A 19,440-nucleotide genomic window follows, 5' to 3' on the forward strand; every position below is an offset into this window, starting at 1 on the left:
GTTTTTTGATGGTGCATCGAGTGGGGTTCAGCTTTTTGCTTGATCCTCCTCACTCGCGTCTGGTTCCTCTTCTGCGGTCTGCTCCTCGTCTTCCCGCTCCACCAACACCAGATCCTGGTGGCGTTTGTCCATCACCCGATCGAAATCGTATTTGGCGGTTTCAAACAGCTGATCGCGGTCATCGCGGCGTACATAGTATTTGTCGTCCGCGCTGGCGAAGTGATAGCGGCGCTCGCCATTGCCGGCCTTCACCACAAACTCCGTTGCCTCCACCTCTGGAGCCTCGTCGACCGCTTTGGTGATACGCAGTTTCTCGAGCGCGGTGGCCAGTTCGCGGGCCTTGCCCGGGTCGACCGCCGGTGTTTCTTCCCCGTTGTCTGCGGCAAACGCCCAGCCGTCCTCACTTTTTTCCAGGGTGTAATCCGGGCCCTGGATGCGCGTCAGGTCGCCGGCGGCCAGCAGGGTTTTATCCAGCCAGTTGTCGGCGGTTGAAGGCAGGTCGAAGCTGTTGAGCTCTACCGCATAGATCGCATCGTCGCCGGCGCGGCGCACATGCACCTTGCGGAAGCCGGGGGAGGTGCCGACGAACAGCTCCAGTGCGGGATCATCCCCTTCCGCGGTGTACAGCTTCAGTCGTTTGCGGAATTTGTCTTCCGCCACTTCGAAGCGCTCGCGGGCACTGTTACTGGTGGCGATAGGCCAGGTTCCTTTCAGCGCGTTGAGTTTTTCCAGCAGGGTGTCGAGCTTGTCGCGGTCGACTGGCAAATCGTGCAACCCCGGCAGCTGCCACTGGTCCTCTTGTTTCACCAGTGTCACGCTTTCTTTTTCGCCGACAATTTCCAGTCGTTGCAGCGCGTCGGTTTCCGCCTGCACCAATGGTGTGGATTGTGCCTGCGCCTGTTGCCGTGAGCTGGACTCCCAGAACAGGCCGGCGGCCAGCACCAGCTGTAGTGCCAGCACACCGCTCAGGGCCATTTGCAGATTTTTCATGCTTCAGTTCCTCCTCAGCCGGCCAGCAGCTGTTGATAGCGCTGCTGGCGGGCGCGATTGCGCAGGTGCTGGATCAGGGCGACGACGCCCAGGGCCAGCAGTGCGGCGATATAGTTCAGGGATTCCCAGAACAGGCGGCTGTCCTGCTCCATGGGAGGCAGGGTGCGGTTGAAGTGGCTGCGCGCGCGGATGCTGAGCAGGCCCGCATCCTCCAGGGACCAGTCCACACTGTTGGCGGCCAGTTGCAGGGTATTGAGGTAGTCGCCACCGGCGGCGGCACCACTCATGCGCACCACCTGATCCCGCAGGAAGTCGTTGGACGCGAACAGGATAATGCGCGCGGACTCCGGCGAGCGGCTGATCTGGCTGGGCAGGTTTTCCAACTTGCCGGCGTCGCTGGCATTCTCCCCGTCTTCGGCTGACGCCTCTTCGGGCTGCTGGGCCAGCGGCGAGGGTTTGTCGGCGAAATAAGAGTCAAAGCGCCCGGCGCTGACCACGCCCAGCAGGTGCGCGGCGCGCTCGCCCTCCGGGGTAAAGGCGCTGATCTGCCCGTCCACATAACGCGGCATCACACTGGTGCTGCTGGACAGCCAGGACTCCTGCGAGCTGTGCAGTAGCGGGGTGACGTTGCGTCCGGCGGATTTTTCCTCGTCCACGCGAATGGGCGAGGCCCAGCTCAGGGTGGCCTGGGGCAGGTTGCCGGTGATGGGGTTGTCGGCGTTCAGGCCGTCGCCGCGCACGTCGATAAAATAGGGGTAATCCAGCATGCGCAGTTCCTGCAGCTGGAAACCGCCCACGTTGCGGGTCACCGGTACCGGGAAGGCGCTGTTCTGCGGGTCCAGTACCAGTTTGCTGTCGACCTCAAGCCCCATATGTTGGAGCCACTGTTCCAGACCGCTGTTGACCCGGTTCAGGCGCAGGCTGCGGTTGGACAGGTCCGCGCTGTACGGGGAGGTGGCGGCGATCACGGTGCCGCCCTGCATCAGGAACTGGTCCACCGCGTACAGGGCTTTCTCGCTCAGATTGCGCGGTGCCAGCAGCATCAGGATGTCGGCGTTGCCGGAGACGCGGCCATCACTCAGGTCCTCGCGTTCCACGTTCAGCTCGGCACCCAACAAGGTTTCCAGCTGGCTGAAGCGGGCTCCAGCGCCCATACCCTGGCGGAAATCGTCCGCCGGCGTCACCAGTGCTACGGTTTTGGTAAAGCCGCTGGCGAAGCGTTTGATGCCTGCCTCCAGGTTGCGCTCGAAGGTGTCCGCGCTGAGGTCGTCCAGCGGTATCTGCACCACTTTGTCATGTTGATCGTCGCGGGCGAGGGTTAAATAAAAATAGAAGGGCCGCCCGATCAGGCTTGCGGCCATGGGCTGGAAGCCGTAGTCCTCGGCGATCTGCCGGGCTACTTTGCCGCCGTCCGCTTCGGGGTCGATAAATTCGACGCTCAGACGCTCGCCGGCATCCGCCTGGATTTTTTCCACAGACTCGCGGATGGATTGTTTAAATTCCATCAGCTGATCCGGCAGCTGTTCGTCGGCGGAGACGTAGGCGGTAAACGCCAACTTGCCCTGCACAGTGTCGAACAGATTGCCCTCGCTCTGGTAGCTCTGCAGGACTTTTTTCACCGCGCGGGTGAGGTCGTACTCCGGGTTGCGCAGTTGCACGTCCACATCGGTTTCCCGATCGGCGTTGACCTCGATCAGGTCGCGGAAACCCAGTACCTCGTATTCGTCCCCGTACTGTACCAGCACGTCAAAGTAGGAACTGACGATGGAGGCCTGGTAGCGATCCGCCACCTGGAAGGGCACCGGGGCGATGCCGTATTTCCGGTTGGCTTCCTCCTCCAGTTCCGGCTCCTGTGTCGGGTCGATGATTTCCACGCGCACGCGGCCATCGCCGGCCACTTCGTACTCCCGCAACAGGTCGCGCATCTGCGGCACCAGCGGGGCCAGCAGTGGGTGGGTTTTGCCGCTGAAATAGCCGCGGATCAGCAGCGGTTCCTGCAACTGGTTCAGGTACTGCTGGGTGGCCGGGGAAATGGAATACAGCTTGCCTTCGGTGACATCCGCGCGCAGGGACTTCAGTTGCCCCAGCCATAAATTCGCGCCGAGGGCGTTGACCACCAGCAGCGCGGTCACCGCCTGCCAGGCCTGGCGGTGTTTGCGATTGCCGCCGATGGCCCAGCGCTCGCGCTCCAGCACCAGGGTGTTGAGGGACAGGAATACCGCGCACAGGCTCAGGTAGTAATACAGATCCGGCAGGTCGATGACGCCGCGGGTGATGGCATCAAAGCGCGCGCTGGTACTGAGGCTGCGCAGCCACTCACCGGCGCTGTTGCCGAAAAAGTCCGTGAGCAGCGGTGTGCCAATCAGGTAGAAAACCCCGCACAGGGCCGAGGCCACAATCAGGCTGACAATCTGGTTACTGGCGCGGGCGGAGACGAACAGGCCGATGCTCAGGTAAGCCGCACCCAGCAGGAAGGTGGCCAGGTAACCGGCCCATACCGGCCCCCAGTCCAGGTCGCCGATTGTCGCCACGGTGACCGGCAGCGGCAACGTGATGGCGAGGGCAATTCCCAGCAGTGCCAGGCAGGCGACGAATTTACCTACTACAAACTGCCACAGGGGTGCGGGCTGGGTGAGGATATGTTCCAGGGTGCCCTTGGCGCGCTCGTCGCTCCACAGGCGCATGGTGAGCGCGCTGGTGAGGAAGATCAGCAGCAGGGGCATCCACTCGAACAGCGGGCGCACGTCGGCGATATTGCGGGCAAAGAAGGCTTCGCCCCAGAAAAATACGAACAGGCTGACGGCGGCAAAGGTGGCGAGAAACAGATAGGCCACCGGGGACGCGAAAAACAGGGTGAGTTCTTTGCCGGCCACGCGTTTGATCAGGCGCTTGCCGCTGACCGGTGAGGTGTTATCAGGCCGCATTTTCCAGTGCCTCCTGTTGTTTTTGTTGTGCGGGTGCTTGGCTTTCGTTGACCTGGCGGAACAGGCTTTCCAGATCCTGTTGCTCCGGTTGCAACCGGTACAGTTCGCCACCGGCGGCGATAAGAGTGCGGGCAATCACCGCGCAGGTAGAGCGCAGGTTGGCCTCCCCGGTCAATGCGATGCGGAACTGTCCGGCCTTGGCCAGTGGCTCAATACTTTCGATACCTTCGTCCTTGCCGAGGCGGCCGAGAATTTCGCGGGCGTCGGTGGCGGAGGTCTCAAGCAAGATGCGGTTGGCGTTGCGCAGGTGCTCGAGTTTTTCGTCCACGGCGAGTTGGCCGCGGTGAATAATCAGCACGCGATCACACAGGGCTTCCACTTCCTGCATGATGTGGGTGGAGAGGATGACGGTGGCTTCGCGGGCGATCTCTTTGATCAGTGCGCGCATCTGCCGGGTCTGGGTGGGGTCGAGGCCGTTGGTGGGCTCGTCGAGGATCAGTAGCCGCGGCCGGCCGAGTATGGCCTGGGCGACGCCGACGCGCTGTTTGTAGCCCCGCGAGAGGGTGTGGATGCGGGCGTGCAGTTTGTCGGCGAGTTCGGTGGCATTGATGGCGCGGCGGATTTCATCAATCTTTTCGCGGCCGTCGAGGCCTTTTAATGAGGCGGCGTAATCCAGGTAGTCGGCGACGGTCATTTCGCCATACACGGGGAGGTTTTCCGGCAGGTAGCCCAATTGCCGCTGCAGGGTTTTGGGCTTGTCGGCCATGTCGATGCCATCAATGCGGACGCTACCGGTATCCGGTTCGAGGTAGCCGGAGAGCATTTTCATGATGGTGGTTTTGCCGGCGCCGTTGTGGCCGAGCAGGCCGACAATTTCGCCTTTGTCGATTGTAAAACTGACGCCGTCGACGGCTTTGAATTCGCCATAACAACGGCTGAGGTGGGTGACTTCCAGCACCTTGTCCTCCTTTTGGTTTGGTTGTCAGGGGGTGGTGGTAACGCTTAAGGGTTTTAATCAGCTCCGTGGCGGTGCCGCTGTCCGGTACAGCTTTGCGAGACACGAGCTAGGCGCCCCCCCGTTAACCCATCCCTGGGGGCTCGGCTGCGGCCGTCCTGGCCGCAGACGGTCTCGCAAAGCTGTACCGGACATCGCCACCTTCGCGCGAGGTGATGTGGTATTTGCTCGAAATTGATTACGGTGGTGGACGCGAGATGGGCAGGTAGATGGCGCGTCGGACGGCGCTGCGACGAGGGGCTGCGGCCTGGGGATGTTTTAATGGTTGAGTGTAATCAGTCGAAATAGTCATGCTCGTAAAACGGGTCGGCCCGCAATAAAAACAAGGTTCAGACGATCGATCGCTGGTTGTTGATCGAGGGTTAGATAGGGCCTGGCGGGGAAAGTTCAAGGCTGTGGTGGTGTGCTGGCGAGGAATCCTGCGACTCCCGGTGTACACTTTGGTTTTCATCCCCTGTTTTTCAATTCAGGTTTACGCTTACCAAACTCGCCGCTCAGGATTTAGATGGAGTTGCCCATGTCATTGAAGGAGTTCTGCCTGCCACAGCATCAGGCACTGTTTACTCAGCGCTGGGAGGATTGGTGCGCCGCTGTGGGGGCGGAGCAGGTGGCGTTGGTTGAGGCGCTGGTGGGTGATGAGACGAGCCAGGCGCTGGTGCGCGCGTTTGTGGGCTCGGATTTCTTTGTGCAGCAGTGCAGTCGCCACCCCGAGTGGCTGGCGGGCTTTGTCCGTGAGGAGGACTGCGGGCTGGCGGCGCCGGACCTGGCGGAAATCGAATCGGAAGAGCAGCTGGAAAAAACACTGCGCAATCTGCGCAACCGGGTGAACTGTGAGGTGATCTGGCGGGACTTTGCCGGTCAGTGGGATATTCCCACCGCCTGTGGGCGGCTGACCCAACTGGCGGAGGTGTGTATTCAGGCGGCGCTCGATTGGCACCGGGCGAGAATGGTGGAGCGCCACGGCGAGCCGCGCAGCCGCGAGGGTGCGGTACAGCCGATGATCGTGCTGGGCATGGGCAAGCTCGGGGCGCGGGAGCTGAACCTGTCTTCCGATATCGATCTCATTTTTGCCTACCCGGAGCCTGGCCAGAGCGACGGTGACAAGCCCCTGGAAAACCAGGCCTGGTTCCAGCGCCTGGGCCAGCGCCTGATCAAATCCCTGGATACCGTTACCGCCGACGGTTTTGTGTTCCGCGTAGATATGCGCCTTCGTCCCTACGGCGACAGCGGGCCGCTGGTGAGCCACTACGCTGCGCTGGAGGATTACTACCAGACCCAGGGCCGCGAGTGGGAGCGTTACGCCATGATCAAGGCGCGCCCGGTGGCCATGAGCGGCGCTGGTGCGGCGGAAGCGGCGGAAGAACTGATGGAGTTGCTGCGCCCGTTTACCTACCGCCGCTACATCGACTTCAGTGTGATCGAGGCGCTGCGGGAAATGAAAACCCTGATCCAGCGCCAGGTCCGCGCCCGCGGTATGACGGACAACATCAAGCTCGGTCGCGGCGGTATTCGCGAGGTGGAATTTATTGTCCAGGCATTCCAGCTGATTCGCGGCGGGCGCGAGCCGGACCTGCGGGTGCGCAACATTTTAAAGGTGTTGCCACTGTTGGAAGTCGATGGACATTTGCCGGCGGGCAGTGCCGAACAGTTGCGGGATGCCTATTTGTTGCTGCGCCGGGTGGAGCACGGCCTGCAAGCGGAGCGTGACCAGCAAACCCAGACCCTGCCGGCGGAAATGCCGCGGCGGGAACAGCTGGCGTTTGCGCTGGGCTATGCCTCCTGGTCTCTGCTGGCGGAAAAACTGGATGCCGCGCGCGCAATCATCGAGCATGAATTTGACGAGGTGATTGCGCCGCCGGAGGAGTCTGCCGAGCTGACTGCAAATGATCAGTGGCAGTTGCTGTGGGCCGGCTGCGAGCGCAACGCCGACCGCGACAGCTGGCTGGAGAAATTGCACCAAACCGGCTTCCAGCCCGCGTCCCAAGCGCTGGATTGCATCGTTGCCCTGCACAGTGACCGCATTGTCAGTGCGTTGCCGGCCTCCAGCCGCCAGCGCCTGGACCAGACCATGCCGCTGTTACTGGCTTCCGCTTCTGAAGTCGGCGAGCCGTTACTGGCACTGGAGCGGGTGATGCCCCTGCTGCGCTCCATTCTGCGTCGCAGTGCCTATCTGGTGTTGATCAATGAAAACCCGCCGGTGCTGGCGCAGCTGCTGCAGCTGTGCGCCGCGTCGCCATGGATCGCCGAGCAGCTCGCCCGTCACCCGATCCTGCTTGACGAAATGCTCGACCAGCGCCGCCTGCTGGCGCCCTCTACCGCCGGGGATATTGCCGACGACCTGCGTCAGGAAATGCTGCGCGTGGAGCCGGATGACCTGGAGGGGCAGATGGAAGCCCTGCGCCTGTTCAAGCAAAGCCAGAGCCTGCGTATTGCCGCGCAGGAGGTGACCGGCGCCCTGCCGCTGATGAAGGTGAGCGATTCCCTCACCTGGCTGGGGGAGGCGATCCTGCAGCAGTCTCTGGCGCTCGCGTGGCAGCAGATGACGGAAAAACACGGCTTGCCCGGCGGGGCGAACGCCGACGATATGCGCTTTGCGATCATTGCCTATGGCAAGCTGGGTGGCCTGGAGCTGGGGCACGGTTCCGATCTGGATATCGTGTTTGTGCACGATGCCGAACCGCAGCAATACACCGATGGTGAACGATCCATCGACAACCTGAGTTTCTACACCCGTCTCGCCCAGCGCCTGATCCATATCCTGCAGACCCGAACCCTGAGCGGCCCCCTGTACGAAGTGGATACCCGCCTGCGCCCGTCGGGCAACTCCGGCCTGCTGGTGACGTCGCTGGCCGCGTTCGAGAAATACCAGCGCGAGAGCGCCTGGACGTGGGAACACCAGGCGCTGGTGCGCACGCGCCCGGTTGCTGGCAGTGCGCGCCTCGGTGAGGCATTCGAAGCGCTGCGATTAACGCTGCTGTGCGAACCAAGGGACGAACCGAAATTGCGCGGGGAAGTGGTTGAGATGCGGGACAAAATGCGCGCGCATCTGGACAAGTCGGGCAGCCAGCAATTTGATCTGAAGCACGGCCCGGGTGGCATCATCGATATCGAATTTATCGTGCAGTTTACCGCGCTGGCATGGGCCCACAAGGCCCCTGCCATTGTGCGCTACACCGACAATATCCGGATTCTGCAGAGCCTGACCGAGGCCGGCCTGCTGCCTGAAACCAAGGCCGCAGACCTGACCGGGGCCTACAAAGCCTATCGTTCGGAAGGGCATCGCCTCGCGTTGCAGCAACTGCCCGCTCTGGTCCCCGTGGACTGGTTTCCTGCCGAGCGCGAAAATGTTGAGCAGGTGTGGAAACGGTTGCTGGGCTGAGGTGCTAACACGAGTTGCTGGGTGTGGGGGCGTGTGCAGGAACCGGGTGTTTTCGGTTCACAAGCGGCGGTGCCGGATTTGGGCTGCATAAAAATTGCGTGAAAACGCGGTAACGATGGTTGCGAGAAGATGCGAACCCCCTGGCGGGAGCAATGATCGTAAACTCGGGACCGTCGCGGCTCAGACGGTATTGTCGCTATGCAATTTATGGTTCAATATGACTCACTGGCCCGGGCGCAGCGCGCCCCTCGAATTTGCGATAACCCGATAAAATTCGCATCCCTGAATGTCTCCCCGAGACGGGCCTGATGCCGGCCCACCAAGCCGCGCATTTGATCGACGCCTACAAAGCCTACCGATCTGAAGGTCATCGCCCGGCATTACAACAGCGGCCGGGGGTTGTATCCGGTGACCAATTCGAAGCGGAAAGAAAGACCGTTGCAACAACTAGGCAGCAGATGCCGGACCGAGCGAGCGCGTGAAATTGTCGCCTGCTGCCCGGCCTGTGAGCGCTGCCCGATTAAACTGTTTTTCATCAGGCTCTGTACTGTAGGGGCCTGCCTGCAGGCGAATTGGCTCGACCCGGTGTAGACCGCTCCCGCTCCTTCCCCCCAGGCTGTTCCTGCAGAGTGCGTTTATAGAATTTTGTAGGAGTTTCCCATGTCTTTTGCCGATAGAGACGGCGTTATCTGGTTTGACGGTGAACTGGTTCCCTGGCGCGACGCCCGGGTCCATGTACTGACCCACACCCTGCACTACGGGATGGGCGTGTTCGAGGGCGTGCGCGCCTACGAGACCGCTGATGGCGGCACCAGTATCTTCCGCCTGCACGAACATACCCGCCGCCTGTTCCGGTCTGCCAAGATCATGAATATGCCCATGCCGTTTGCGGAAGAGCAGCTGAATGAGGCCCAGCGACTGGTAGTGCGCGAGAATGGGCTGAAAGAAGCCTACCTGCGCCCGATGGCGTTTTATGGCTCCGAAGGTATGGGCCTGCGCGCCGATGCCCTACAGACCCACGTGATTGTCGCTGCCTGGGAGTGGCCGAGCTACATGACCCCGGAAGCGCGCGAGCTGGGTATCAAGGTCAATACCTCTTCATACACCCGCCATCATGTGAACATTGCCATGTGCAAGGCGAAGGCCAACGGCAACTACATTAACTCCATGCTCGCCCTGCAGGAGGCGATCCGCAACGGCTGTGAGGAAGCGCTGCTGCTGGACCCGGAGGGCTATGTGGCCGAGGGCAGTGGTGAGAACTTCTTCCTGGTCAGCGACGGCGTGATCTATACCCCGGAACTGACCTCTTGCCTGGACGGGATTACCCGTAAGTCGGTCATCCAGCTTGCGGAGGAATGTGGCTACAAGGTGGTGGAAAAACGCATCACCCGCGACGAGGTCTACATCGCCGATGAAGCCTTTTTTACCGGCACCGCCGCGGAGGTACTGCCGATCCGGATGCTGGACGGGCGCACCATCGGCGCGGGTCGCCGCGGCCCCATCACCAAGCGTTTACAGCAGATGTACTTCGATGCCGTACAGGGCCGGAGTCCGGCGCATATGGGCTGGCTCAGTGACGTGCACGAAACCTGCGAGCCGATTGCGGCCTCTGCCTGATCGGCATCGGCTGGTATCCGGCGGAAATAAAAAAGGGCGGCAACCTCCGGGTTGCCGCCCTTTTTTATGGGCCGCAGCGGGAGCCCTTCCCTAGAGGCCCCCAGACGAATCCCTTAGAATGGCGCTCAGGTGTTACACAACCCATCGAATAACCGTCGTTGACGGGACAAGGTTTGTCGAATGTTTTCCTATTTTATGAAGAAGCGCCTGCGCAAGCACGACGCGGTCAACAACCGCAAGCTGGAGTCGATCCTGCGCATGCAGTTGCTGCAGCAGCAGGCGTTGACCAGTCGCGAGATGGGGGTGGGTAACGACAAGGCGCACAATATCGTTGTGTCCCTGACCTCGTTTGATCGCCGGATCCACGATGTGGTGTACGCGGTGGAAAGCCTGTTTCAGCAGTGGGTGAAGGCGGACGTGGTGGTGTTGTGGCTGTCGACCAGAAATTTCCCCGACCGCATCCTGCCGGAGAGCCTCGAACGGCAGAAGCAGCGGGGCTTGCAAGTATTCTTCGTGGATGAAGACTTCGGGCCCTACAAGAAATACTGCTATGCGTTTGAGCGCTTCCCCGAGAGCTTGATCATCACCGTGGATGACGACACGCTTTACCCGCCGGATATGATCGACCAGCTGTACCGTGCCTACCTGCGGGCGCCGGATGCGATCCACTGCCACCGCGCCCATAAAATGCGCCTGGACGGGCAGGGCAAGTTGAAGCCCTACGATAGCTGGGACTCGGGCCGGCGCTGGAGCGAGGATGACGAATACCCGTCACCGCTGGTGTTTCCGACCGGCGTGGGTGGCGTACTTTATTTTCCGGGTGCCTTGCATCCGGATGCCTTTGATGCCGAGAAGTTCATGCGCCTGTGCCCCAACGCAGACGATATCTGGCTCAAGGCCATGAGCCTGAAGCAGGGCACACCTTGTGCGCCGATACTGGATTCCCGCGACTGGACCACAAGATTTCTGTCGCTGGCGGGCAGCCAGGGTTCGGCGTTGAGAAAAGAAAACTGGCGCAAGCGAGGCGGCAACGACTGCAAAATACGCGACGTGTTCCAGCATTACGATTTGTACAAGCTACTGAGATAAATGCAGACAGTTACTAGTGCACTGAATTTGGATGGGAAGGCGCCGATACCGGGTATAGCTTTGCAAGACCTTCACCGCCATGGATGGCGGTGCAGAGCCCCATGGATGGGTTAACGGGGGGCGCCTAGCTCGTGTCTTGCAAAGCTATACCCGGTAGCGGTGCCGCCACCGGGCAAGACTCCGAGCCCCGATGCTTGGCGCTTGGGAAGTATTAGCCGTTGTTGGCCACCTGTGGACGCCCCACGCAGTAGTATTCAAACCCGGCCTCTGCCATATCCAGCGGGTGGTACAGGTTGCGGCCATCGAACACGACCGGCTCGGACAGGCTGCCGCGCACGGTCTGGTAGTCGAGGGATTTGAACTGCTGCCATTCGGTGGCAATCACCAGGGCGTCGGCGCCGGAGAGGGCGCTGTCGCGGGTGCCGCACAGCTGTAGCTCGTCGCGGTTGCCGTAAATGCGCTCGCATTCCTGCATCGCTTCCGGGTCAAAGGCTCTGACCTTGGCGCCCATCTCCCACAGGTTCTCCATCAGCACACGGCTCGGCGCCTCGCGCATATCGTCGGTGTTGGGCTTGAACGAAAGTCCCCACAGGGCGAAGGTCTTGCCGGAGAGGTCCTGGCCGTAACGCGCGATGATTTTTTCCAGCAGGTAGTGCTTCTGCTTGTGGTTGCGCTCCTCCACCGCATTCAGCACTTTCGGGTCGAGGCCGAGCTGGGTGGCGGTGGTTTTCAGGGCCTGCACATCTTTCGGAAAACAGGAACCACCGTAGCCGATTCCCGGGTAGATAAAGTGGTAGCCGATGCGCGGGTCGGAGCCGATGCCCTGGCGCACGGATTCGATATCCGCACCCACCCGGTCGGCGATCACCGCCATCTCGTTCATAAAGCTGATCTTGGTGGCGAGCATGCAGTTGGCCGCGTACTTGGCCAGCTCGGCACTGCGCACATCCATCACGATCACTTTGTCGTGGTTGCGGTTGAAGGGAGCGTACAGCTGGCGCATCTTCTGCTCGGACGCATTCTCGGAGGTGCCGATAATAATGCGGTCGGGCTTCATGCAGTCCGCCACCGCCGAGCCTTCCTTGAGGAATTCCGGGTTGGAGATCACATCAAACTCCAGGTTCAGGGCATTGCGCTCCTGCAGGGTGCGGGTGACTTCCTCGCGCACCTTGTCCGCCGTGCCCACTGGAACCGTGGATTTGTTGATGATGTATTTTTTGCCGTCCATGTGCTCGGCTATGGTGCGGGCCACGGTGAGGACATAGCGCAGGTCGGCGGAGCCGTCTTCATCCGGCGGGGTGCCTACGGCGATGAAAATAAGCTCGCCGTGGGCCACACCCTCGGCGGCGCTGGTGGAGAAGGTCAGGTTGCCGGATTCATTGTTGCGTTTGACCAGCGGCTCCAGCCCGGGCTCAAAAATGGGGATATGCCCCTGTTTCAGGCGTTCAATCTTGTTTTCATCGATATCGATACAGGTAACCCGGTGGCCGGCTTCCGCCAATACCGCCGCCTGTACCAGCCCCACATAACCGGTGCCAAAAACCGTTACATTCATAATCGTTCTCCAATTCCTTTATTGTCCATTGGCCCGATACCGTGCCCGATACCTCGTCAGGCGGGTTCAGCACACGGGGGACGTCAATTAGTCTGCAGCACCGTCAGGTGGATGTGATGTGTCGCTTGATCACCGCATCCAGACATAGTCGTGGCTGAATTTCGAATCCGTTGTCGCTTCCACAATGTACTGGGCAAACAGCGTGTTGTTCATTTCCCGGTGAAAGAAGGCTCTGCAATTTGCGGCCCAATGGCGACGCCTGGCGTCGTCCTGGTGAAATACCAGCAACTGGCGCTGCAGTGTGTCTTCGCTATCGAAGTAAGCCAGGCTCTCCGGCGGGAAGATATCGTCAAACCCCGCCGCCGCATGGGTGAAGACCAGCAGGCCATTGCCTGCCAGCTGCGCAATACGGGCGGAAGAATACCACTGGAAGCCCTCCTGCCGGTTCAGGTTCAGGCCCATTTTACTGCGCGCCAGCTTGCCTTCGTAATCCAGCCCCCACAGAGTGGGCTGGTCGAAGAGCCCGGGGGTGTGAAAGCGGAAGTCTTGCGGCAAGTGCTCGCGCAGCTGGGAGACCAGCTGCCCGCGCTCGGTATGCTGGCGGGAGTTGCTGCAGAATAGCAGGTCGGCCTCCAGTGCCGGGTCATCGCCGGCGATCGCGCTCACATCGGCGTGTTCCACGCTGGGGTCCACCGGGTTCGGCATGTGCCAAAGCCGGGCGCGGTTGCCGGCAAATCGTTGGAGTTCGCTGGGGCCGGTGGATACGAACATGGCGTCGGCAATAGCGCAGCGCTTTTCGATGTTCGCTGCATTGCGGGGTACGAATAGCGGATCGTTATTGCAGGCCGCGAGCAGGATATTCGGATGCCGGCGGCGGATTTCGGCAAAGGTGTCGTTTTCAATCAGGTCGCAGTGGCCGAACACGATCAGCTCCGGCTGAAACGCATCCACTGTCTGCAGCAGCCGGCGATTGGTCTTCTTTTTGCCCAGTTCGCGGATACCCAGTGGGGCTTCGAAGCGGGCCACGTCGCGATCGCTGAAGGCCAGCACATTGTGGCCGGCACGGATCAGGCCCGTGTAGAGCTTGAGCGCCCAGCTGACCCGGATGTAGCCGTACTTGCGGTGCTGGTGATTATCGACGTGAAGAATACGCATAGGGGAGGTGGCACCAGCGGTCGCGGCATCGTTTATGGAATCGTTTGCGGCATAGTTTGCCACATCGTTTGCCACATGGTCTGTCACGTGGTTTGTCACATGGCTTCTCGGTGCCGGGCATTATACTGCCCGGCCCTTGCGGTTCAATTGCGCCAGATCCCAGTTTGGCCGGGCCGGGGCTGCGTCTCAGGGCGCGCTCTCTTCATTCCATATGGCGGCTGCGGTAGCATGCGGCTTTCTACCGGTGAGCACGGGATGGCAGTATGAGGCAGGCGCATTGCTGACAATCTGGCGATTTATGGATGGCAACCGCGCCCATGAGAAGCAGAGCGCGGCGCTGGTGAGTGGACTGCGCGCAGTACTCGGTGCGGACCAGCTGGTGTGCTGTGACCTGAACTGCGACGAGGTGCGCTTGCCGCTGTGGCGCAAGGCCCCGCCCTCACTGGCGCAGCTGCCGGTACCCGATTTCATTCTGGGCGCTGGCCACCGTACCCATTGGCCGGTGGTGCGGGCACGCAGCCTGTTCGGCGGCCGCAGCGTGGTGATCCTGCAGCCCTCCCTGCCCCTGGCATGGTTCGACTTTGCGGTTATTCCCGAACACGATCGGCCGCCACCGCTGCAAAACGTGATTCTCACACGCGGCGCCCTGGCGGAGCCGCTTCCCGACCTTCCCCCCGAGCCCGATCGCGCCCTGCTGTTGCTCGGCGGGCCCAGCAAGCATTTTCACTGGGATGCGGCGAAGGTGTCCGCCGTGGCCAGCAAGCTACTGCTGCGGTCCCGTCGCTGGATCGTATCGGACAGCCGCCGCACGCCCCCGGATACTCTGGCACAGTGTGCCGGCAATGGCGTCGAGCTGCATGCTTGGCAGGCGTGCTCCGAGGGCTGGCTGGCAGAGCAGATGGCGCGCGCTGGGGAAATCTGGGTGACCGGTGACAGCGTGTCGATGATCTTTGAAGCGCTGCAAAGCCGGGCACCGGTGGGCGTGATTCCCATGCCGAGCCGTAATCCGCGCAACAAGATCCGCTCGGCGGTGGATCGGCTGCTGGACGAGGGGCTGGTGACGGACCATGTTGCAGAAGAGGTGCCCGGCGCGGTGCCGCACTACCCCGAACCGCGCGCGCCACTGGCGCAGGAAGTCCTGTGTGCGCAGGCGCTGCTGCGGCGCAGCGGGTGGGCCGCACCACAGGTCGCCTTGCCGGGGGCAGCGCAGTGATTTTGATTGCCACACAATGTTTTCCCCCGGACCGCGGTGGTATCGAGGGGCTGATGGGTGGCCTTGCGGATACGCTGTGTGCCGCAGGCCAGCCCGTAACGGTATTTGCGGATCAGGCGCGCACGCACGAGCAGCCTCGTCCCTGCGGTTATGACGTCCGCCGCTTTGCCGGCTGGAAGCCCTGGCGGCGCTGGCGCAAGGCGGCGGCAATACGCACGGCCATTCAGGCTGGCGAGGCGTCGGGGAGCACGGCTCCAGCTATTACCGGGGTGTATGCGGATTCGTGGAAAAGCGCGGAAAAGCTGGGTGGGTTGCCTGTGCCGTTGGCGGTGCTCGCCCATGGCATGGAATTCCCGGCCCGTCCATCCGCGCGCAAGGCCGCGCGAATCCGCAATGCGCTGCGGTGTGCCGATACGGTGATTGCCAACTCCTCATACACCGCCGATCAGGTTGCGCCCTATCTGCAGGGCAAAACCCGGCTGATAGTGATCAACCCACCCATCGGACCACAACCTCCGGTGCTGGAAACAATGCAGGCTGAGCTACGCGCCCGGGTAGGGGACGCGTCTCCCGTGCTCACCACGGTGGCCCGCCTGGAACCGCGCAAGGGCGTGGACATGGTGATCCGCGCACTGCCGGCGATCCGCCAGGCCTACCCGGGTGTCACTTATCTGGTTGCCGGTGGCGGCGAGGATCGCACCCGCCTGGAACACCTGGCCCGCGAACAGGGAGTGCTGGACTGTGTGCATTTTCTGGGGATGGTGGATGATGCGCAAAAAGCGGCGCTGTACGACCGCAGCGACCTGTTTGTGATGCCGGTGCGGCGCGAGGGCAGTTCGGTGGAAGGTTTCGGCATCGTCTATCGGGAGGCCAACTGGTATGGGGTGCCGGTGTTGGCGGGGCGCGATGGTGGCGCGGTGGACGCGGTGACTGAGGGGAGTAACGGCGCCCTGTGCAATGGCGCGGACCCGGAGGACGTCACTGCGGCAATCCTGAAGTTGCTGGGGGACGAGTCCGGGCGCCGGGAAATGGGCACTCGTGCAGCGGAACTCGCGCGCGGACCGGCCCAGTGGAAGACTGCGGTACAGGCATTTTTGTCGGCGCTGGCGCCTTCGGCCTGAGCCTATTCTACTCATCGTGTTCTTTGTAATGACGGACGGTGCAAGGCCGCCCGGGATCAGTTTCCCTTGAGCCGCTCGGCTTTTTTCCAGGGAATACTGCGATCGGAAATTTCCCAGTGAATGCGTTTCCACATTTTCTCGATACGCCGCTCGATATAGCGTTTCCGCGATACCGAAATATATTCCGGTAGAGGCAGAAACGCGGCGCTACCGAGGCCATCTACCAGATAGAGTTCCGCTTGCCCTTTACGAGTCACCACCACCAGATTGTGCGGCAGCAGGTTTTTGCTCAGCACACCGGTGGCGCGCAGCCATTGCGAGAAGCGATCGAGCGCGCCCTGAATAGGGGTGTCCAGCCCGAAATGGGTGAGATGGGTTTCCAGCGTCATCGCCGGTGTGCCCTGTTCGTCCAGCAGCAGTTCCGACACTGCACCCGGTCCGGCGCTGGTGTCGGTCATGCCGTACCAGCGGGGAAGATGGGCCCATACCGGGCTGTCTGCGGGCGCATTGCGTACAACCCGCTGCTGGTAGCCCGCCAGCTCCCGCGCGTTATCGTCGAACTGGCTGTCGCGGGCCAGGGCTTTGTACCAGGGCGCACGCTGGCGAAGCTCCGCGACGCGGCCGGGCCGCATGACTTTGACACAGCGATCGGCAAAGTGAGGATGGTGGTAGCAGTGGCGGTTGCCGCCCGAGGCAAACGGTGTGCTGTTGCTGAGATCAATCAAACGGCCGTTCCCGAGTTCTGTTTCCGCGCAATCAGGCGCTGGTAGAGTGCCAGGGTCTGATGTGCCTGGTACTGCAGGGTAAACGCTGCGGGCAGGTGCGGCGTGGCTGGAGTGTGCAGCAGCTCCCGTGTTTTACTCACCAGCTGCTGGCGGTCGCCGTTTTCAATCAAGCCCTGTGGGAAGCCCGCACGCAGGGATTCCGCCGGGCCGCCCACGTTATAACCAATGACCGGCACCTGCATGGCCAGCGCTTCAATCACCGTGCGGCCGAAGGGCTCCGGCTTTTGCGACAGGTTGTACACCAGCGCGGCGTGCCGGTACCACTCCCGGATATCGCTGCGGTGGCCGGTAAAGGTGATCCTGCCGGCAATGCCGTGCTTTGCCACCAGCGCGTGCAACTCCTCGGCATAGTGCTGTTTGTTTTTTTCCGCTTCGCCCAGAATGATTCCCTGAACGTCCTCTCCCTGCCGGGACAGCTCCGCGATCAGGGCAATAAACGCTTCCTGGCCTTTCCAGCGGCTCAGGCGCGCCGGCAGCAGTAGCCAGCGGCGGTCGCGCAATTCGGGAAACTCCCCCAGGGTGTTTTCGAGCCAGCCTGCGGGGGCCGGAACCTGCGGGGAAAACTCGCGGGTATCCACCCCACGGAAAATGACCTCAGGCGCTGCGCACAGATCCTGCGGGTAGTTAGTGAGCAGGTAGTCCTTCACGCAGTCGGAAATGGCAATGACCTGCTCGGTGCGCGCCATGATCGCGCTATAGCGATTGACCGAATACAGGCCGTGCGCGGTGCTCACCAGACGGGGGCGCGTGGCCGGGTCGAGCTTGTTCCAGGCCAGATAGGTGATCCACGCCGGCACGCGGGAGCGGACGTGCAGGATATCCGGCTGCAGCGCGCGGATCCGTTGGCGCAGGGGGCGCACCTGCAACAGGCTGGACAGGGATTTTTTGTGAATGGGCAGCGTGATGTGTCGGCTGCCCTCCATTTCCAGTTGCTCTACCAGCCGGCCGCCGCTGGAAATAACAATGGATTCGTGGCCCTGTTGCACCAGCGCACGGGCCATGTCGAGGGTGCCGCGTTCGACGCCGCCGGCATTCAGTGCCGGTAATAATTGAATAACCTTCAAGGCAAAGCGCTCCCCTACGCGATTCCCAGCCGCTAGCGCGGATCGTTTGCGGCGGCCTGCCGGCGCTTTGCCGCCCAGATCTGGGTTAGCAGCCCGCCACCGACCAGGGCGAGCACAAAGCGGCCACTGGTGTAAAACAGGTAGGATTCGAACAGGTTGATGATGGCAAAAAACACCGTAAATGAAAGGCAGAAAGTCAGGGTGCTGCCGGAGATCAGACCGGCCCGGTAGTAACGCAGGCAGCGGCTGACCAGCCAATACACCAGTGCGCCGAGTAGCAGCAGCCCCAGCAGGCCAAAGTTCACCAGCAGATCCAGATAACTGTTGTGCAGGTGGCCAAAATTTTCTTTGATCGCCGCAGGCAGGTGTTCGGAGTGGTCGAAAATGAGGCTGCGTCCATTGCCGCCCCAACCCACCAGCGGGCGCTCGGCAATCCAGTCCAGCGCCTCGGCCCAGGTGCGGAGACGAATACCTGTACTGGTCAGCGGGAGGTCGTCGAAGTTCCCCTGCTGTACCTGGAGCATGGTGTCCTGCTCGGCCTCCAGACGCTGGCCGACAATGTCGCCAAGACTCAGGTAGCCCACCAGAGTGGCCGCACCGCAGACTGCGATGGTGGCTGATAGTATGTAGCGGCGAAGGTTCTGGAAATGCTTGTGCAGCACGACAACACCGGCGCAGACAATCACCAGCAGTGCGAACAGCATGCCGGCCCAAACGCCCCGTGTTTGTGTCAGTAGCAGGGCGGCAATACAGGTGGTCAACGCCAGCAGCCAGACCGCACGCACTACCCAGCCCCCCCGCCGACTGCGCAAAATATCTGCGGCAAAGGCCAGCAGCCCCAATGCGGCGGTGCCGAACAGCATGGCGGTGTGCTGTGCATTGTGCAGCCCAAAGTCGATACGTGCACCGGTCAGCCCCTGCTGCCACTCCTGCCAGCCGCCACCGGAAATCCACGGCGAGAGCAGCAGGCCACAGAGTGCGGCAAACCACAGCGCACCGGCATTTCTTGCGCTGCCGCCCAGCAGGATGGCCACCGGAATCATCGCGAACCAGTTGGTTAGCCGGTGCACCTTGAGCGAAGACTCCGCCCACTGCGGGTGGGTCAACCAGGAGCACGCCCAGGATATGAGAGCGACAACAATGGCGGCGATGGCGAGCCACAAAATGCCGGAGCGCCGCAAGGAGACCCCATGTTGTGGGCGCCCGTAAATTGCCAGCATCAGCAGGCCACACAGCATCGCCAGTCGCCCGGCTTTTTCCGGCAGGGAATCCAGGCTGATGCCGAAAAAACCGTAGATCAACAGCGCGGGCACGCCGATCAGCGGCAGCCAGGCGCGCGACTGCAGCAAGCGATTGGGCTGCCACCAATACTGCGGGTCGAGTCTGCTCGAAACGGTGCTGACTGGGGCGGCTTGCCCGGCAGGGTTCATCGGCGGTGTGGTCATTGGGAAGATTGGCTCGGCTACAGCAGAGTTTGACACTGCGGGAATTGGATCGCACCAGAGTGGCGCGCAGATGGGTTAGAATGCTACC

The 19,440-nt window shown here is 61.8% G+C and carries 13 protein-coding genes; 5 read left to right on the plus strand and 8 right to left on the minus strand.

The genetic code is table 11. The features are described from left to right. Positions 1–27: 27 nt before the first annotated feature. From AU182_RS04510 to AU182_RS04520, 3 genes are read right to left on the minus strand one after another with little or no spacing between them, the layout of a single operon-like run. Positions 28–990: a DUF4340 domain-containing protein gene (locus AU182_RS04510; RefSeq protein ID WP_066961178.1), complete on the minus strand. Its 963-nt coding sequence runs from the start codon at positions 988–990 to the stop codon at positions 28–30. Between the two features lie 14 nt (positions 991–1,004). Further along, the gene (locus AU182_RS04515) at positions 1,005–3,914 is read right to left on the minus strand and encodes a Gldg family protein (RefSeq protein WP_066961180.1); all 2,910 of its coding nucleotides are present in this window, start codon (positions 3,912–3,914) and stop codon (positions 1,005–1,007) included. Further along, positions 3,904–4,872, minus strand: coding sequence for an ABC transporter ATP-binding protein (locus tag AU182_RS04520; RefSeq protein WP_066961183.1), 969 nt, complete (start codon positions 4,870–4,872; stop codon positions 3,904–3,906). Before AU182_RS04520 ends, AU182_RS04515 begins: the two co-directional genes overlap by 11 nt. A gap of 574 nt (positions 4,873–5,446) precedes the next feature. Here AU182_RS04520 and glnE point away from each other — a divergent pair. The 3 genes from glnE to AU182_RS04535 all read left to right on the plus strand — a co-directional run bounded on the left by glnE (position 5,447) and on the right by AU182_RS04535 (position 11,014). Next, positions 5,447–8,308 carry a bifunctional [glutamate--ammonia ligase]-adenylyl-L-tyrosine phosphorylase/[glutamate--ammonia-ligase] adenylyltransferase gene (glnE, locus tag AU182_RS04525; RefSeq protein WP_066961186.1) on the plus strand — a complete coding sequence of 954 codons (2,862 nt, stop codon included), beginning with the start codon at positions 5,447–5,449 and terminating at the stop codon, positions 8,306–8,308. Between the two features lie 660 nt (positions 8,309–8,968). Further along, positions 8,969–9,925, plus strand: a complete 957-nt coding sequence (locus tag AU182_RS04530; RefSeq protein WP_066961189.1) for a branched-chain amino acid transaminase — start codon at positions 8,969–8,971, stop codon at positions 9,923–9,925. Between the two features lie 180 nt (positions 9,926–10,105). After that, on the plus strand, positions 10,106–11,014 hold the full coding sequence (locus AU182_RS04535; protein ID WP_066961192.1) for a hypothetical protein: 909 nt from the start codon (positions 10,106–10,108) through the stop codon (positions 11,012–11,014). Positions 11,015–11,225: 211 nt separating this feature from the next. Here AU182_RS04535 and AU182_RS04540 read toward each other — a convergent pair whose 3' ends face one another. Together AU182_RS04540 and AU182_RS04545 are read right to left on the minus strand one after the other, a co-directional pair. Then, positions 11,226–12,569, minus strand: coding sequence for a UDP-glucose/GDP-mannose dehydrogenase family protein (locus tag AU182_RS04540; protein WP_066961196.1), 1,344 nt, complete (start codon positions 12,567–12,569; stop codon positions 11,226–11,228). A gap of 129 nt (positions 12,570–12,698) precedes the next feature. Then, positions 12,699–13,724: a glycosyltransferase gene (locus tag AU182_RS04545; RefSeq protein ID WP_066962161.1), complete on the minus strand. Its 1,026-nt coding sequence runs from the start codon at positions 13,722–13,724 to the stop codon at positions 12,699–12,701. A gap of 277 nt (positions 13,725–14,001) precedes the next feature. On the opposite strand from AU182_RS04545, the gene AU182_RS04550 reads away from it, so the two are divergent. Beyond that, positions 14,002–14,937, plus strand: coding sequence for an ELM1/GtrOC1 family putative glycosyltransferase (locus AU182_RS04550; RefSeq protein WP_082859209.1), 936 nt, complete (start codon positions 14,002–14,004; stop codon positions 14,935–14,937). A gap of 2 nt (positions 14,938–14,939) precedes the next feature. Beyond that, positions 14,940–16,058: a glycosyltransferase family 4 protein gene (locus AU182_RS04555; RefSeq protein WP_153039109.1), complete on the plus strand. Its 1,119-nt coding sequence runs from the start codon at positions 14,940–14,942 to the stop codon at positions 16,056–16,058. Positions 16,059–16,114: 56 nt separating this feature from the next. On the opposite strand, the gene AU182_RS04560 is transcribed toward AU182_RS04555, so the two are convergent. The 3 genes from AU182_RS04560 to AU182_RS04570 are packed head-to-tail and all read right to left on the minus strand — an operon-like array spanning position 16,115 to position 19,256. Beyond that, complete coding sequence (locus tag AU182_RS04560) at positions 16,115–16,783, minus strand: YrbL family protein (RefSeq protein WP_066961205.1); 669 nt, start codon at positions 16,781–16,783, stop codon at positions 16,115–16,117. Further along, positions 16,780–17,907 (minus strand): glycosyltransferase family 4 protein, encoded by a 1,128-nt coding sequence (locus AU182_RS04565; protein WP_066961208.1) that lies wholly within the window; start codon positions 17,905–17,907, stop codon positions 16,780–16,782. The genes AU182_RS04560 and AU182_RS04565 overlap by 4 nt, the downstream gene beginning before the upstream one ends. A 32-nt stretch (positions 17,908–17,939) precedes the next feature. After that, complete coding sequence (locus AU182_RS04570) at positions 17,940–19,256, minus strand: O-antigen ligase (RefSeq protein ID WP_193754288.1); 1,317 nt, start codon at positions 19,254–19,256, stop codon at positions 17,940–17,942. Positions 19,257–19,440: the final 184 nt, after the last annotated feature.

Origin of the sequence: Microbulbifer sp. Q7 (assembly GCF_001639145.1) — a bacterium.
Classification (GTDB): Bacteria; Pseudomonadota; Gammaproteobacteria; order Pseudomonadales; family Cellvibrionaceae; genus Microbulbifer.

What these genes read in the sequence shown, in the direction of transcription:
- AU182_RS04510 (WP_066961178.1), bottom strand. Translation starts at nt 990, where the DNA reads ATGAAAAATCTGCAAATGGCCCTGAGCGGTGTGCTGGCACTACAGCTG.
- AU182_RS04515 (WP_066961180.1), bottom strand. Translation starts at nt 3,914, where the DNA reads ATGCGGCCTGATAACACCTCACCGGTCAGCGGCAAGCGCCTGATCAAA.
- glnE (WP_066961186.1), top strand. Translation starts at nt 5,447, where the DNA reads ATGTCATTGAAGGAGTTCTGCCTGCCACAGCATCAGGCACTGTTTACT.
- AU182_RS04530 (WP_066961189.1), top strand. Translation starts at nt 8,969, where the DNA reads ATGTCTTTTGCCGATAGAGACGGCGTTATCTGGTTTGACGGTGAACTG.
- AU182_RS04535 (WP_066961192.1), top strand. Translation starts at nt 10,106, where the DNA reads ATGTTTTCCTATTTTATGAAGAAGCGCCTGCGCAAGCACGACGCGGTC.
- AU182_RS04540 (WP_066961196.1), bottom strand. Translation starts at nt 12,569, where the DNA reads ATGAATGTAACGGTTTTTGGCACCGGTTATGTGGGGCTGGTACAGGCG.
- AU182_RS04545 (WP_066962161.1), bottom strand. Translation starts at nt 13,724, where the DNA reads ATGCGTATTCTTCACGTCGATAATCACCAGCACCGCAAGTACGGCTAC.